We start from the raw sequence: 14,177 nt of genomic DNA on the forward strand, positions 1-14,177 counted from the left end.
AAGCGCTTTGTTTTTCAATAAAATTGAATAATAGTGAGTAACTTGTTCAGTTTTGGAGAAAGGTATGGAGTTCAGTCAATTGCGCATTTTCCAGGCGGTGGCGGAAGAGGGCTCCATCACGCGGGCGGCCGAGCGCCTGCACCGCGTGCCGTCAAACCTGTCGACCCGGCTCAAGCAAATGGAGGAGCAGCTGGGCGTAGAGCTGTTCGTGCGCGAACGTCAGCGTTTGCAGCTTTCTCCTGCGGGCAAGGTGCTGCTGGACTACAGCGCCCGTCTACTTGCCCTGCATGATGAGGCGCACGGCGCGGTGCAAGGCGGGCAACCGGCTGGCGACTTTGTACTCGGCAGCATGTACAGCACCGCCGCGATTCACTTGCCGAAACTGTTGGCGCAGTACCACAAGGCTTACCCCATGGTGAACCTGCAGGTGCAGTCGGCGCCCAGCGGCGAGTTGCTTGAAGGCCTGATTACCGGACGGCTGGACGCAGCCCTGGTGGATGGGCCGCTGACCATCGCCACGCTGGACGGCGTGCCGCTGTGTGAGGAGCGTCTGGTGCTGATCTGTGAAGCCGACCACCCGCCGGTGCACGGGCCCCAGGATGTGGCCGGCCGCGCCGTGTTCACGTTCCGGCGCAGTTGCTCGTACCGCGCACGGCTGGAGACCTGGTTTTCCCATGAGCGCGTGGCCATGGGCCGGGCGATCGAGATCGAGTCATACCAAGGCATGCTCGCTTGCGTGATCGCCGGTTCCGGGGTGGCGCTGATGTCCGAATCCATGCTCGACAGCCTGCCCGGCAAGGACAGCGTGTCCGTTCATCCGTTGACCGGGCCTTTTGCCACTGCCACCACTTGGCTGATGTGGCGAAAGGGCATGCTCGGCGCTAATCTCAATGCATGGATCGACGTGCAGCAACAGGGCAGCGCCGGCCTCGGGCAAGACATGCGCGCCATCGCTTGAACGAACCGTCAGGATTCAGATCAATTCAGTAATAGTTCGTTGTGGTTTTGTCCAAGCATTGCGTAGGACTTAGGGCTACTATCGATGTAGGAAGAGGCGAAAAAGCTTGCGCCAATCAGCATTACCCTCAAAGGGGGCAAACCATGAAAGAGAAAATTCAAAACTGGCTTCACGACCTCGGTATTGCGCTGGGCATCATTGAACCACCGCTGCAACCGATCCCTATTCGTACTGACGATGAGCACCGCCGTTCGCGTCGCCGTTAGGACGTGTGAAACGCTCACATCAATACAAGCGTTGGCGTGAGCGATTCAACGTCGTTTTATCAAGATGGTGATATCTGGGTTTCCCCAAAACTGCGCTGGTGTTCAGGGATTGGGCTGTCCTTGTCAAAATCGCCTACGACCTCGTATCTTCCATCAAGTGGTGGGGGCACTTGAAAGAAGATTTGGTCTTTACTGTTTCTTTGAAGGGCGATATAGAATCCTTCAGCACCCTCGAGTCCTTTGAATTGCACCCTCACGACGCCTGAGTAGAGGCCTACGTTTGGTCCGTTCAGGAATACCCAATCTTTGAGTATCAGCACCTTCGGTACCAGAGCGCCTGGAGGGTGCGGTTGTTTCGAAGTTGTCATTTTTTTCTCCTCATTTTTCATACCGGTGGGATCGAGTAATGAGCCCAGGGATTCAAGAATAGGAAAAGTTTCATTCGGGTTTCTACTGTCGGAAATAACAGTCTCGACCAGCGGTGAATACGAATTTCCCGCAAAAAAACGGGTGCGACATCCGACGTCGCACCCGCTGAAGAAACCACTCACAATCAAGCCGCGATTTACACCGTGCTTGCCACCTGCACCTGCGGTTTGCGCGACAGCACACTCACCAGCACAAAACTCACCAGCCCGATCGCCAGGCTGTAGTAGATCGGTGTGTTCGCATCCAGCCCATCCTTGAACATGAACACCAGCGCGGTCACGAAGCCCAGTGTCATCGAGGTGATGGCCCCTGAGGTGGTCGCGCGCTTCCAGAAAATCGCGCCGATCAGCGGGATCAGCATGCCACCCACCAACAGGTTGTAGGCCAGGGTCAGGGCGCTGATCACATCGTTGACCACCAGCGCGATGCCCAGCACGGCGATGCCCGTCAGCATCGTGAACAGGCGGTTGATCGTCAGACTCGATTGTTTGCCACCCCGCAGGCGTGGCAGCAGGTCTTCGGTCAGCACGGTGGAGGCGGCGAGCAAGCCGGCGCTGGCGGTCGACATCATTGCCGCCAGTGCTGCGGCGATCACCAGGCCGCGGATGCCGTCGGGCAGCGAGGCTTTGACGATTGCTGCGAACGCATTGTTGACATTGTCCAGGTCCGGGATCAGCACATGGGCGGCCATGCCGATCAACGCGCAGGCCAGCCCGTAGAGAATGCAGTAGAAGCCGGCGAAGGTCCCTGCGTACCGGGCGACCTTTTCGTCGCGGGCGGTGAACACCCGTTGCCAGATGTCCTGGCCGATCAGGATGCCGAAGAAGTAAATCATGAAGTAAGTGATGATGGTGTCCCAGCCAATCGCGGTGAAGCTGAAGCTCGACGCCGGCAGCTTGGCCACCAGCTCATCCCAGCCGCCGACGCGGTACAGGCAGATGGGCAGCAGGATGAACATCAGGCCGACGGTCTTGATCACGAACTGCACGATATCGGTGAGGGTCAGCGACCACATGCCGCCGATGGTCGAGTACACCACCACCACGCCACCGCCCAGCAGCACCGAGATCCAGAACGGCAGGCCAAACAGCACCTGCAGCACGGTGCCGATGGCCAGGATCGAGGTCACACCGATCATCAATGCGTAGGCCAGCATGATCACTGCACTGGCTTGGCGGGCCATGGGGTTGTAGCGCTTTTCCAGCACCTGGGTGACGGTGAAGATTTTCAGCTTGAGCAGGGGCTTGGCCAGGAACAGGTTCAGCGCAATGATCCCGGCACCCAGCGCAGCGCATAGCCAGAAACCCGAAATACCATGCACATAGCCCAGGCGCACGGTGCCGACGGTGGATGCACCGCCCAATACCGTGGCGGCCATGGTGCCCATGTACAGCGACGGGCCCAGGTTGCGCCCGGCCACCAGGTAGTCCTCGTGAGTCTTGGCGCGGCGCATGCCGTAGTAGCCGAGCACGAGCATGCCGGCGGCGTAGATGAGTACGACGAATAGATCCAAAGCCATGACGGCGGTTCTCCGATTATTTCTTATTGTGGTGAAGAGACTTGCTGTGTCGAGGGCGCGTGCTCCCTGGCACGTTCCCTCACCAAAACGGCGGGCCCATACACCGCAGCCGGCTCCGGAAACAGACGAAGCAATGTCAGGTACATCACTGACGCCAACCCCAGCGTTACCGGCAAGCTGATATCAATGCCCTGCGCCAGATTGCCCAGCGGCCCGACAAACTGCCCCGGCAAGTTGACGAAGCACAGCCCCACCAGCGCACTCGGAATCCAGGCCCCCAGGCCGCGCCAGTTCCAGCCATGGTTGAACCAGTAGCGGCCACCGGTTTCGCCACGGGTGAACACCTGCAGATCATCCGGGCAGTAGAAGCCGCGACGCACGATAAGGCCGATGATCATCATCACCATCCACGGTGTGGTGCAGGTGATGATCAGCACGGCGAAGGTCGACACGCTCTGCACCAGGTTGGCGGCGAAACGTCCGATGAAGATGAAGGCAATCGACATCACCCCGATCAGCAACGTGGCCTTGACCCGTGACAACAGGCGCGGAAACACGCTGGACATGTCCAGCCCCGTGCCATACAGCGACGTGGTGCCGGTGGACATCCCGCCGATCACGGCGATAAGGCACACCGGCAGGAAGAACCAGCCCGGCGCCACCGCCAACAGGCCGCCGACGTAGTTGTTGGCTGCGATGTAGTCCGGTGCCTTGACCGCCACGATGGTCGCAGTGGCCAGGCCGAACAGGAACGGGATCAAGGTGGCTATCTGTGCCAAAACCACCGCGAACATGATGCGAATCTTCGGCGTTTCCCGTGGGATGTAGCGCGACCAGTCACCCAGGAACGCGCCAAAGGAAATCGGGTTGCTCATGGCCACCAGCGCAGCGCCGATAAACGCAGCCCAGAACCCGGTCTGGCCCATGGCGACGGTGCCGGCAAAGTGACTGTCGAAAGCCGGTGCAAACGCGAAGATCCCCAGCAAAAACAGGAGGCTCGCCGCCCATACCGCAATGCGGTTGACCCACAGCATGAAGCGAAAGCCGTAGATGCATACCGTCAGCACCAGCAAGGCAAACAGACCGTAGGCCAAGCCCAGGGTGAGGTCGGTTTCCGGCAGGCCGATCAGTCGTTTCGCACCGCCCACCAGCGCATCGCCCGAGCTCCACACCGACAGTGAGAAGAACGCAATGGCCGTCAGCAGTGACAGGAACGAGCCGACGATCCGTCCGTGCACGCCAAAGTGCGCGCCGGAAGACACGGCGTTGTTGGTGCCATTGATCGGCCCGAACAGGCCCATGGGCGCCAGGATCAGCGCACCCACCAGCACGCCCAGCACAATCGCCCAGACACCGGCCTGGAACGACAGGCCGAACAGCACGGGAAACGAACCCAGCACGGCGGTGGCGAAGGTATTGGCACCGCCGAAGATCAGCCGGAACAGATCCTTGGGGCCGGCGGTACGTTCCTGGTCCGGGATCTGCTCGACCCCGTTGGTTTCTATCTTGCGAATACGTTTATCGTTGTTTTTATTATTCATGATCAGCTCCGATCACATTGGCTAAGGGGGCGGCAGCCCTTCCGGCATGGCGGACAAATGTTCGTGACAGGCCAGCCACAGGCCTTCTTGTTGTTCTGCGCCAAACCCTTGCCGTTTGAAGACAATGGTCTCGCGTTCCTGGCTGAAAAATTGCTCCCCGTTCATGCGCAGCTCGGTGGCCACGTCATGAATGAAAATCGCCACGTCGCCTTGCAGGCTGACAGTGGCGTTGCTCGACGTGCAGGACAGCACTTCGAACCCCTCGTCCCGGCGCCAGCTGTCCCACAACGCCTGGTAGGCATCGCGACTGAGCAGTGGCTGGGGGAGGGTGTAGAACACAAAGGTCGCGTCACTGCTGAACGCGCCGAAGTAGGCGGCGCGATCATTGCGGGCGAAGGCCGCCACCAGGTCGGCGGCGGCGTGCAGCACGGCTTGCGCGCTCATCAGCGGTGCGCCACGCCAGGCAGTACGCAGAGCATTTCGTACAGCAGGTTGGCGCCCAGCAGCGAGGTGTTGCCGGTGGTGTCGTAGGGTGGTGAAACTTCTACCAAGTCGCAACCAATCAGGTCGAGGCCCTGGCAGCCACGGATGATCTCGATCGCCTGGATGGTGGTCAACCCGCCGATTTCCGGGGTGCCGGTGCCCGGTGCCCAGGCTGGGTCGATGCCGTCGATATCAAAGCTCAGGTACACCGGGCCACCGCCGACTTTTTCCCGTACTTCCGCCATCAGGGGGGCGAGGGAGTGGTGCCAGCATTCTTCGGCCTGGACGACGCGAAAGCCTTGTTTGCGGCTCCAGTTGAAGTCTTCGGCGGTATAGCCCTGGGCGCGCAGCCCGATCTGCACCACGCGGTCACAATCGAGCAGGCCTTCCTCCACCGCACGGCGGAACGTGGTGCCATGGGCGATCTTCTCGCCGAACATATGGTCGTTGACGTCGGCGTGGGCATCGATGTGCACCAGCCCGACCTTGCCGTGTTTCGTGTGGATGGCCCGCAGGATCGGCAGGGTGATAGTGTGGTCGCCGCCCAGGGTCAGGGGGATCACATCGTGCTCGAGGATCTCGTCGTAGGCTTCTTCGATGATGCGCACGGCGTCGAGCAGGTTGAAGGTGTTGATCGCCACGTCGCCGATGTCGGCCACTGACAGCGAGTCGAACGGCGCAGCGCCGGTGGCCATGTTGTAAGGGCGGATCATCACGGATTCGGCGCGGATTTCACGCGGCCCGAAGCGGGTGCCGGCGCGCAGCGAGGTGCCGATATCCAGGGGCACGCCGACAAAGGCGGCGTCCAGGCCCTTGGCCGATTGCAGGTGGGGAAGACGCATCATGGTGGCGATGCCGGCGAAGCGCGGCATTTCGTTGCCGCCCAGTGGTTGGTGAAAGATCTTGTCCACGGGAGTGCCTCATCGTTGTTGTGTTTATCAGGGGCCGATTCTGCGAAATCCCCCTCGACGAAAGAATCGGCAGGGGCAAATAGTTAGTTCAGATTTTTCTAAACTAAAGCCTGGGGTAAACTGCGTTCAAATGTGGGAGGGGGCTTGCTTGCCCCCTCCCACAGGTTTTCGTGTGCCTCCGGAGCTGACCATGGCCAACGCCTTGCCCGACCTGAAACTCCTGCGCATCTTCGTCAGCGTCGTGCGCCACCAGGGGTTCGCCAACGCACAGCACGAACTCAACCTGTCCACGTCGGCCATCAGCACTTATATGAGCCAACTGGAATCAGCCTTGGGCCTGGTGCTGTGTCATCGCGGCCGGGGCGGTTTCAGCCTGACCAGCAAGGGCGAGCTGTTCCACCAGGAAACCCTGCGCCTGCTCGGCGAACTGGAAGGCTTCGAACAATACGCCGCCGCGTTGAAAGGCGAGTTGCGCGGCACCCTCAAGCTCGGCGTGCTGGATTCCACCGTCAGTGACAAGGCCTTGCCGTTCGCCGAGGTCATCGGCGCCTACAGCCTGGAGCACCCGGCGGTGCACCTGCATTTGTCGGTGATGAGCCCTTATGAATTGCAACTCGGTGTACAGGACAACCGCCTTGACCTGGCCATCGGCGCCTTCTCCAACCGCATGAGCGGGCTGATCTACATGCCGCTGTATCGCGAGCAGCACTGGCTGTATTGCAGCACCCGGCACCCGCTGTTCAACGAGCGGCGCATCCCCGAACAAGTCATCACCCAGCAACGCATGGTCGGTCGCGGCTACTGGAGCCAGGCCGAGCTGGCGCGCCACGGTTTCAAACACAGCGCTGCAACGGTGGAAAGCATGGAAGCGCAGTTGATCCTGGTGCTCTCTGGCGCCTACATCGGCTACCTGCCCGAACACTACGCCCAGGCGTGGGCGGACAAAGGCGATCTGCGCGTGCTGCTGCCGGCCACCTTTGGCTACCAGGCGCCATTCTCGATGATCATGCGCCGTGGTCGCAGCCGCGAACCACTGATCCAGACCTTCCGCGATCTACTCAAAGCCCAGCTCAACCAGGCCTGAAAAAAACCATGTCCAGACCCCAATGCTCCCGCTGCCTGCGGCCCGCCACCCACTGCCTGTGCGAGCTGATCCCCAGCCTCGACAGCCGCACCCGCGTGTTGCTGTTGCAGCACCCGAGCGAGGTCAACCATGCGCTCAATACTGCGCGGCTGGCCGCGCTGGGCTTGAACAATGCGCAGTTGGTGGTGGGCGAGGTGTTTGATGACTTGGCGACTGTATTGAACGTGCCCGGTTACCAGGCGCGGCTGCTGTTTCCGGCGGACGATGCGCAGACGTTGCAGGCCTATTCGCCGAGCGATGAGCCGCTGTTGCTGGTAGTCCCCGACGGCACCTGGCGCAAGGCGCGCAAGATGCTGCATCTCAATCCGTTGTTGGCGGCGTTGCCGAGGGTGACGTTGACAGCGGGCGCGGTCTCTCGTTATCGACTTCGCAAGGCGCCAGCGCCGGGGGCATTGTCGACGATCGAAGCCATTGTTCAGGCGTTGCAGGTGTTGGAGGCACCGGTATCTTTCGAACCGTTGCTCAAGCCATTTGAAGCGTTGATTGAAGGCCAGATCGCAGCGATGGGAGATGATGTGTTTCAGAGAAACCATGGCTAGCAGGTTCACCGAGTCGCGGCCATCGGGGGCAAGCTCCTTCCCACATTTTGATCGGTGAACACAATCAGGGGAGGGGGCTTGAGGGCCCCCCAAATTTTTACTTATGCCCTTAAGTAATAAGCACCGCACTTTGCGTGATATGGCCTGCCGGCCTTTCCCGGTATGATGTCCGCCCCCGCAGTCTGGATTGCGAATACGCCATGACCTTGCAGTACCCTACAATCGCCGATTGCGTCGGCAACACGCCCCTGGTCCGCTTGCAACGCATGGCGGGAGAAACCAGCAACACCCTGTTGCTCAAGCTTGAAGGCAACAACCCGGCCGGTTCCGTGAAGGACCGCCCAGCGTTGTCGATGATCACCCGCGCCGAGTTGCGCGGGCAGATCAAGCCCGGAGACACCCTGATCGAAGCCACCTCGGGTAACACCGGGATCGCCCTGGCCATGGCCGCCGCGATCAAGGGTTACAAGATGGTGCTGATCATGCCCGACAACGGCAGCGCCGAGCGCAAGGCGGCAATGACCGCCTATGGCGCCGAGCTGGTGCTGGTGACGCAGGAGGAGGGCATGGAAGGTGCCCGCGACCTCGCCGAGCGCATGGCCGCCGAAGGCCGTGGCCAGGTGCTGGACCAGTTCGCCAACGGCGACAACCCCGAAGCGCACTACACCTCCACCGGCCCGGAAATCTGGCGCCAGACCGGGGGCACCATCACCCATTTCGTCAGCTCCATGGGCACCACCGGTACCATCATGGGCAACTCGCGCTACCTCAAGGAGCAGAACCCGGCGATCCAGATCGTCGGTCTGCAGCCGATGGAAGGCGCGGCGATTCCCGGTATCCGCCGCTGGCCGGAAGAGTACCTGCCGAAAATCTACAACTCGACCCGCGTGGACCGCATCATCGACATGGCCCAGCGTGAAGCCGAAGACACCACCCGTCGCCTGGCCCGTGAAGAAGGCATATTCTGCGGCGTGTCCTCCGGCGGCGCCGTGGCCGGTATGTTGCGTCTGTCTGCGGAGCTGGAAAACGCCGTGATCGTCGCGATCATCTGTGACCGAGGCGACCGTTACTTGTCGACCGGCATTTTCGACGAACCCAACTGATGGCCAAGCACGAGAAAGGCCTGCGCTTCCAACCGACGGGTGGCAGCCGCGCCCCGCAGATTCCGGTGGGCAAGAAGCAGCGCCTGACCATCGAGCGCCTGGCCAATGACGGCCGGGGCATTGTGTTCTTTGAAGGCCGTACCTGGTTTGTCAACGGCGCGCTGGCCGGCGAAGAAGTCGAGGCGCGGGTGCTGGGCGCCCATGGCAAGATCGTCGAGGCTCGCACCGAGCGGGTGTTCAAGGCCAGCGAACTGCGCCGCCCGGCGCCGTGTGCGCACGTTGGCCGCTGCGGTGGTTGCAGCGTGCAACACCTGTCCCATGACGAACAACTCGCCCTGAAACAGCGCATGCTCGCCGAGCAATTGTCCCGCGTGGCCGGTGTCGAACCGCAAGCGTGGGCAGCGCCTTTGAGCGGCCCGGAATTCGGCTACCGCCGTCGCGCCCGTGTGGCCGTGCGTTGGGATGCCAAGGCGAAATATCTTGAAGTGGGTTTTCGTGCCGTTGCCAGCCAGGACATCGTCGCCATCGACGATTGCCCGGTGCTGGTACAGGCCTTGCAACCGATCATGCAGCGCCTGCCAAACATGTTGCGCCGGCTGAGCAAGCCGCAGGCCCTGGGGCATGTGGAATTGTTCAGCGGCACCTCCGTGGCAGTATTGCTGCGCCATATGGCGCCGTTGTCGGATGCCGACTTGCAGGTCCTGAAAGAATTTTGTGCCTTCCATGAAGCCCAGTTGTGGCTGCATGGCGAGGGCCAGCCGGAACCGCTGGAAATCGACGCCGTATTGGGTTTTCGATTGGAACAGTGGGGCCTGGAACTGGCCTACCGTCCGGGTGACTTCGTGCAGGTCAATGCCGAGGTCAACGCCGCGATGGTCGCCCAGGCCCTCGAGTGGCTCGCGCCGCAGCCCGACGAACGGGTGCTGGACCTGTTTTGCGGCCTGGGCAATTTCGCCTTGCCGCTCGCCAGACAAGTGCGTGAAGTGGTGGCGGTAGAAGGCGTGCAGACCATGGTGGACCGCGCGGCCGTCAATGCCGTCAGCAACAATTTGCATAATGCGCAGTTTTTTCAGGCCGATTTGTCCCAGCCTTTGACTGACGCAGAATGGGCCAAGCAGGGCTTTTCTGCGGTACTCTTGGACCCACCTCGTGATGGTGCCCTGGAGGTTGTGCGCAAGCTCGCGACACTGGGGGCCAAGCGCCTGGTGTATGTGTCCTGCAACCCGGCGACGCTGGCGCGGGACACGGTGGAGTTGGTCAAGCAAGGCTACCGGCTAAAACGTGCCGGGATCCTCGACATGTTTCCGCAGACAGCGCATGTCGAGGCCATGGCGTTATTTGAAGCGGGCTAGGATGCCCGTTTAATCCGACTGGCCTGCATACTTCGTGGCCTGTGAGCTGCCAGGAAGTTTGCGGTAAAAGGTTGGCGATGAATTTGGCGCATCCAAGGTGCGTCGTAGGGAAGGTAAGCAAGATGGTACAGGTGAGAGCACACCAGCCGATCAACACCGACGGCAGTATCAATCTCGAGGCATGGCTGGATCATGCCATCAGTGTCGACCCGGCACTCGATCGTGAAGCCTTGAAAGCGGCCTGCGAGTTCGCTCGTGAGTCTGAGCAGCAAGATAATGCTTCCAAGAACCTGTGGGCCGAAGGCACTTCCAGCTTCCGCACCGGGTTGGAGATCGCCGAGATCCTCGCCGATCTCAAGCTGGACCAGGATTCGCTGATCGCCGCCGTGCTCTATCGCGGCGTGCGTGAAGGGCATATCCCGTTGCCTACCGTCAGCCAGCGTTTCGGCGCCGTGGTGGCCAAGTTGATCGACGGCGTGCTGCGCATGGCCGCCATCAGCGCCAGCCTCAGCCCGCGCCAGTCGATGGTGCTGGGCACCCAGGGCCAGGTGGAAAACCTGCGCAAGATGCTGGTGGCGATGGTCGACGACGTCCGTGTCGCCCTGATCAAGCTGGCCGAGCGCACCTGCGCGATCCGTGCGGTAAAGACCGCCGACGACGAGAAGCGCAACCGTGTTGCCCGTGAGGTCTTCGATATCTACGCGCCACTGGCGCACCGCCTGGGCATCGGCCATATCAAGTGGGAGCTGGAGGATTTGTCCTTCCGCTACCTTGAACCCGATCAATACAAACAGATTGCCACCCTGCTGCACGAGCGGCGGCTCGACCGCGAGCGCTTCATCACCGACGTGATGAACCAACTGCGCTCCGAGCTGCAAGCCACCGGCGTCGAGGCCGACATCAGTGGCCGCGCCAAACACATCTATTCCATCTGGCGCAAAATGCAGCGCAAGGGCCTGGCGTTCAGCCAGATCTACGACGTGCGTGCCGTGCGCGTGCTGGTGCCGGAGATGCGCGACTGCTACACCGCGCTGGGCATCGTCCATACCTTGTGGCGACACATTCCCAAAGAGTTCGACGACTACATCGCCAACCCCAAGGAAAACGGCTACCGCTCGCTGCATACCGCCGTGATCGGCCCCGAAGGCAAGGTGCTGGAAGTGCAGATCCGCACCCATGCCATGCATGAAGAGGCGGAGCTGGGCGTGTGCGCGCACTGGCGCTACAAGGGCACCGACGTCAAGGCCGGGTCCAGCCAGTACGAAGAGAAAATCTCCTGGCTGCGCCAAGTGCTGGAATGGCACGAAGAACTCGGCGACATCGGCGGCCTGGCCGAACAGCTGCGTGTGGATATCGAGCCGGACCGCGTATACATCTTCACCCCGGACGGTCACGCGATCGACTTGCCCAAGGGCGCGACACCGCTGGATTTTGCCTACCGCGTGCACACCGAGATCGGTCACAACTGCCGGGGCGCCAAGATCAACGGGCGCATTGTGCCGCTCAACTACAGCCTGCAAACCGGTGAGCAGGTCGAGATCATTACCAGCAAACATGGCACGCCGAGCCGCGACTGGCTGAACCCGAACCTGGGCTACATCACCACGTCGCGGGCGCGGGCGAAGATCGTCCACTGGTTCAAGTTGCAGGCACGGGACCAGAACGTCGCCGCCGGCAAGACCCTGCTCGAACGCGAACTCGCGCGCCTGGGCCTGCCGCAGGTGGACTTCGACAAACTGGCCGAAAAGGCCAACATGAAGATCGCCGAAGACATGTTCGCGGCACTGGGTGCGGGCGACTTGCGCTTGGCGCAGTTGGTCAACCTGGCGCAGCAACTGGTCGAGCCGGAGCGCGGCAGCGAACAGCTGGAACTGATCCCGCGCAAGGCCACGGGCTACAAGCCTGGCAAGCGCGGCGATATCCAGATCCAGGGCGTGGGCAACCTGATGACGCAAATGGCCGGCTGCTGCCAGCCATTGCCGGGCGACGCCATCGTCGGCTACATCACCCAGGGCCGTGGGGTGAGCATTCACCGCCAGGACTGCGCCTCGGTGCTGCAACTGGGCGGGCGCGAGCCGGAGCGGATCATCCAGGTCAGTTGGGGCCCGGTGCCGGTGCTCACCTACCCGGTGGACATCGTCATTCGTGCCTACGACCGTTCCGGCTTGCTGCGGGACGTGTCGCAGGTGCTGCTCAATGAGCGGATCAACGTGCTGGCGGTCAACACCCGCTCGAACAAAGAGGACAACACCGCGTTGATGTCCCTGACCATCGAGATTCCGGGGCTGGACGCGCTGGGGCGGTTACTGGGACGCATTTCGCAGTTGCCGAACATCATTGAGACGCGGCGTAACCGTACCCCTTGATGCGATCAAAACGGTGGGAGGGGCAAGTCCCCTCCCACCGTTGATTGGCGGTGCTCACACCTGATTGGAAACACAATGATGTATTCACTAGACGACCTGCTACACCTGATGAACCGTCTGCGTGACCCGCAATACGGTTGTCCGTGGGACATCAAGCAAACCTACGCCACCATCGTGCCGCACACCCTCGAAGAAGCCTACGAAGTCGCCGACGCCATCGAGCGTGGCGACTTCGATCACCTGCAAGGCGAGTTGGGCGACCTGTTGTTCCAAGTGGTGTATTACAGCCAGTTGGCTCGGGAAGAGGGGCGTTTCGAGTTCGCCGGCGTGATCGACAGCATCACGCGCAAGCTGATTCGTCGCCATCCCCATGTGTTTTCCACTGGCGATCTGTACGCGCCGCTGGATACCCCACAGTTGAGCGAAGAACAGGTCAAGGAACGCTGGGAGCAGATCAAGGCCGAGGAGCGCGCGGAAAAGTCCGACGCGCCGGAGCAATTGTCCCTGCTCGATGACGTACCCACCGCGCTGCCGTCCCTGTCCCGTGCTGCCAAGTTGCAAAAGCGTGCCAGCCAGGTCGGTTTCGACTGGCCGTCTGCCTTGCCGGTGGTGGACAACGTGCGCGAAGAGCTGGATGAAGTGCTTGAAGCCATGGCCGACAACGATTCAGTCGCCATCGCCGATGAGGTCGGGGACCTGCTGTTTGCCGCGGTCAACCTGGCCCGGCACCTCAAGGTTGACCCGGAATCTGCGCTGCGCGGCGCCAATGCCAAGTTCGAACGACGTTTCCGATTTATCGAACAGGCATTGCGCGACACGCACCAACCCATAGAAGATTGCACCCTCGAAACCTTGGACGCTCTGTGGGGCGAAGCCAAGCGTCAGGAAAAGAATGTGTCCAGCTGCGGTTGAGCGGCTGCCTAAGTGAGTAAGCACCATGAGCATTTCCCTTCGCGACCAGTTGCTTAAAGCAGGCCTGGTCAATCAAAAGCAGGCCAAGCAGGTCGGCAAAGAGAAACAGAAGCAGCAGCGCCTGGTCCACAAGGGCCAGATCGAGGCTGACGACACCCAGGCGCGCCTGGCTGCCGAAGCGAAGGCCGAGAAGGTCAAGCGCGACCAGGAGCTGAACCGCCAGCAGCAGGAGAAAGTCGAGGCCAAGGCCCGCACGGCCCAGGTCAAGCAATTGATCGAGACCTCGCGCCTGCCCAAGCTGACCACTGAGGATTACTACAACTTCGTGGATGACAAGAAGGTCAAGCGCCTGTCGGTCAACACGCTGATGCGCAACAAGCTGAGCAATGGCTCCCTGGCCATCGTGCACCATGGCGGCGGTTATGAAGTGATCCCGCGTGAAGCGGCGCTGAAGATCCAGGAGCGTGCCCCCGAGCGTATCGTGCAGCTCAATATCCTGACGGAAAGCCAGGTGCCGGATGAGGATGATCCGTACGCCGCCTACCAGATCCCGGATGATCTCATGTGGTAAGGCTGTAGAAACAACAAACCCCGCTCAAAAGGCGGGGTTTTTGTGTGCAGGCCATCCAACTGCTGTGTGGGGCTGGACGCCTG

14 protein-coding genes are annotated in these 14,177 nt (G+C 61.3%); 9 read left to right on the top strand and 5 right to left on the bottom strand.

Annotation, left to right across the window (positions count from 1 at the left end):
* The first annotated feature begins 64 nt into the window (after nucleotides 1–64).
* Together CQ041_RS14095 and CQ041_RS26585 are read left to right on the top strand one after the other, a co-directional pair.
* Nucleotides 65–958 (top strand): LysR family transcriptional regulator, encoded by an 894-nt coding sequence (locus CQ041_RS14095; RefSeq protein WP_105523070.1) that lies wholly within the window; start codon nucleotides 65–67, stop codon nucleotides 956–958.
* Between the two features lie 143 nt (nucleotides 959–1,101).
* Nucleotides 1,102–1,224, top strand: coding sequence for a PA1414 family protein (locus tag CQ041_RS26585; protein ID WP_256586791.1), 123 nt, complete (start codon nucleotides 1,102–1,104; stop codon nucleotides 1,222–1,224).
* 59 nt (nucleotides 1,225–1,283) lie between these two features.
* Here the strand turns inward: CQ041_RS26585 and CQ041_RS26190 are convergent, their stop codons facing one another.
* Genes CQ041_RS26190 through speB form a run of 5 tightly spaced genes read right to left on the bottom strand, consistent with a single transcriptional unit; the run spans nucleotide 1,284 to nucleotide 6,107 of the window.
* The gene (locus CQ041_RS26190; RefSeq protein ID WP_146116063.1) at nucleotides 1,284–1,775 is read right to left on the bottom strand and encodes a hypothetical protein; all 492 of its coding nucleotides are present in this window, start codon (nucleotides 1,773–1,775) and stop codon (nucleotides 1,284–1,286) included.
* A gap of 14 nt (nucleotides 1,776–1,789) precedes the next feature.
* Nucleotides 1,790–3,172, bottom strand: coding sequence for a sodium:solute symporter (locus CQ041_RS14100; RefSeq protein WP_105523071.1), 1,383 nt, complete (start codon nucleotides 3,170–3,172; stop codon nucleotides 1,790–1,792).
* A gap of 23 nt (nucleotides 3,173–3,195) precedes the next feature.
* On the bottom strand, nucleotides 3,196–4,713 hold the full coding sequence (locus CQ041_RS14105; protein ID WP_105523072.1) for a cytosine permease: 1,518 nt from the start codon (nucleotides 4,711–4,713) through the stop codon (nucleotides 3,196–3,198).
* Between the two features lie 21 nt (nucleotides 4,714–4,734).
* Nucleotides 4,735–5,157, bottom strand: coding sequence for a nuclear transport factor 2 family protein (locus CQ041_RS14110; RefSeq protein WP_105523073.1), 423 nt, complete (start codon nucleotides 5,155–5,157; stop codon nucleotides 4,735–4,737).
* Nucleotides 5,157–6,107, bottom strand: coding sequence for an agmatinase (gene speB / locus CQ041_RS14115; RefSeq protein ID WP_105523074.1), 951 nt, complete (start codon nucleotides 6,105–6,107; stop codon nucleotides 5,157–5,159). The genes CQ041_RS14110 and speB overlap by 1 nt, the downstream gene beginning before the upstream one ends.
* A gap of 190 nt (nucleotides 6,108–6,297) precedes the next feature.
* Here speB and CQ041_RS14120 point away from each other — a divergent pair, with 190 nt between their 5' ends.
* The 7 genes from CQ041_RS14120 to CQ041_RS14150 all read left to right on the top strand — a co-directional run bounded on the left by CQ041_RS14120 (nucleotide 6,298) and on the right by CQ041_RS14150 (nucleotide 14,094).
* Nucleotides 6,298–7,191 carry a LysR family transcriptional regulator gene (locus tag CQ041_RS14120; RefSeq protein ID WP_017134867.1) on the top strand — a complete coding sequence of 298 codons (894 nt, stop codon included), beginning with the start codon at nucleotides 6,298–6,300 and terminating at the stop codon, nucleotides 7,189–7,191.
* 8 nt (nucleotides 7,192–7,199) lie between these two features.
* Complete coding sequence (locus tag CQ041_RS14125; protein ID WP_105523075.1) at nucleotides 7,200–7,790, top strand: tRNA-uridine aminocarboxypropyltransferase; 591 nt, start codon at nucleotides 7,200–7,202, stop codon at nucleotides 7,788–7,790.
* A gap of 200 nt (nucleotides 7,791–7,990) precedes the next feature.
* On the top strand, nucleotides 7,991–8,893 hold the full coding sequence (gene cysM / locus CQ041_RS14130) for a cysteine synthase CysM (protein WP_105523076.1): 903 nt from the start codon (nucleotides 7,991–7,993) through the stop codon (nucleotides 8,891–8,893).
* The gene (gene rlmD / locus CQ041_RS14135; RefSeq protein ID WP_105523077.1) at nucleotides 8,893–10,245 is read left to right on the top strand and encodes a 23S rRNA (uracil(1939)-C(5))-methyltransferase RlmD; all 1,353 of its coding nucleotides are present in this window, start codon (nucleotides 8,893–8,895) and stop codon (nucleotides 10,243–10,245) included. Before cysM ends, rlmD begins: the two co-directional genes overlap by 1 nt.
* Before the next feature lie 122 nt (nucleotides 10,246–10,367).
* Nucleotides 10,368–12,611 (top strand): GTP diphosphokinase, encoded by a 2,244-nt coding sequence (gene relA, locus CQ041_RS14140; protein ID WP_105523078.1) that lies wholly within the window; start codon nucleotides 10,368–10,370, stop codon nucleotides 12,609–12,611.
* Between the two features lie 78 nt (nucleotides 12,612–12,689).
* Entirely contained in the window at nucleotides 12,690–13,523 is an 834-nt protein-coding gene (gene mazG / locus CQ041_RS14145; protein WP_105523079.1) for a nucleoside triphosphate pyrophosphohydrolase, read from the top strand.
* A 25-nt stretch (nucleotides 13,524–13,548) separates the two neighbouring features.
* Nucleotides 13,549–14,094, top strand: coding sequence for a DUF2058 domain-containing protein (locus CQ041_RS14150; RefSeq protein ID WP_105523080.1), 546 nt, complete (start codon nucleotides 13,549–13,551; stop codon nucleotides 14,092–14,094).
* Nucleotides 14,095–14,177 lie beyond the last annotated feature (83 nt).

It is taken from the genome of Pseudomonas sp. MYb60 (assembly GCF_002979555.1).
Classification (GTDB): Bacteria; Pseudomonadota; Gammaproteobacteria; order Pseudomonadales; family Pseudomonadaceae; genus Aquipseudomonas.

Bases quoted from the DNA above. Each gene is read 5' to 3' on its own strand.
- CQ041_RS14095 (WP_105523070.1), top strand. From the start codon at position 65: ATGGAGTTCAGTCAATTGCGCATTTTCCAGGCGGTGGCGGAAGAGGGC.
- CQ041_RS26585 (WP_256586791.1), top strand. From the start codon at position 1,102: ATGAAAGAGAAAATTCAAAACTGGCTTCACGACCTCGGTATTGCGCTG.
- CQ041_RS14100 (WP_105523071.1), bottom strand. From the start codon at position 3,172: ATGGCTTTGGATCTATTCGTCGTACTCATCTACGCCGCCGGCATGCTC.
- CQ041_RS14105 (WP_105523072.1), bottom strand. From the start codon at position 4,713: ATGAATAATAAAAACAACGATAAACGTATTCGCAAGATAGAAACCAAC.
- CQ041_RS14110 (WP_105523073.1), bottom strand. From the start codon at position 5,157: ATGAGCGCGCAAGCCGTGCTGCACGCCGCCGCCGACCTGGTGGCGGCC.
- CQ041_RS14120 (WP_017134867.1), top strand. From the start codon at position 6,298: ATGGCCAACGCCTTGCCCGACCTGAAACTCCTGCGCATCTTCGTCAGC.
- CQ041_RS14125 (WP_105523075.1), top strand. From the start codon at position 7,200: ATGTCCAGACCCCAATGCTCCCGCTGCCTGCGGCCCGCCACCCACTGC.
- cysM (WP_105523076.1), top strand. From the start codon at position 7,991: ATGACCTTGCAGTACCCTACAATCGCCGATTGCGTCGGCAACACGCCC.
- rlmD (WP_105523077.1), top strand. From the start codon at position 8,893: ATGGCCAAGCACGAGAAAGGCCTGCGCTTCCAACCGACGGGTGGCAGC.
- relA (WP_105523078.1), top strand. From the start codon at position 10,368: ATGGTACAGGTGAGAGCACACCAGCCGATCAACACCGACGGCAGTATC.
- mazG (WP_105523079.1), top strand. From the start codon at position 12,690: ATGTATTCACTAGACGACCTGCTACACCTGATGAACCGTCTGCGTGAC.
- CQ041_RS14150 (WP_105523080.1), top strand. From the start codon at position 13,549: ATGAGCATTTCCCTTCGCGACCAGTTGCTTAAAGCAGGCCTGGTCAAT.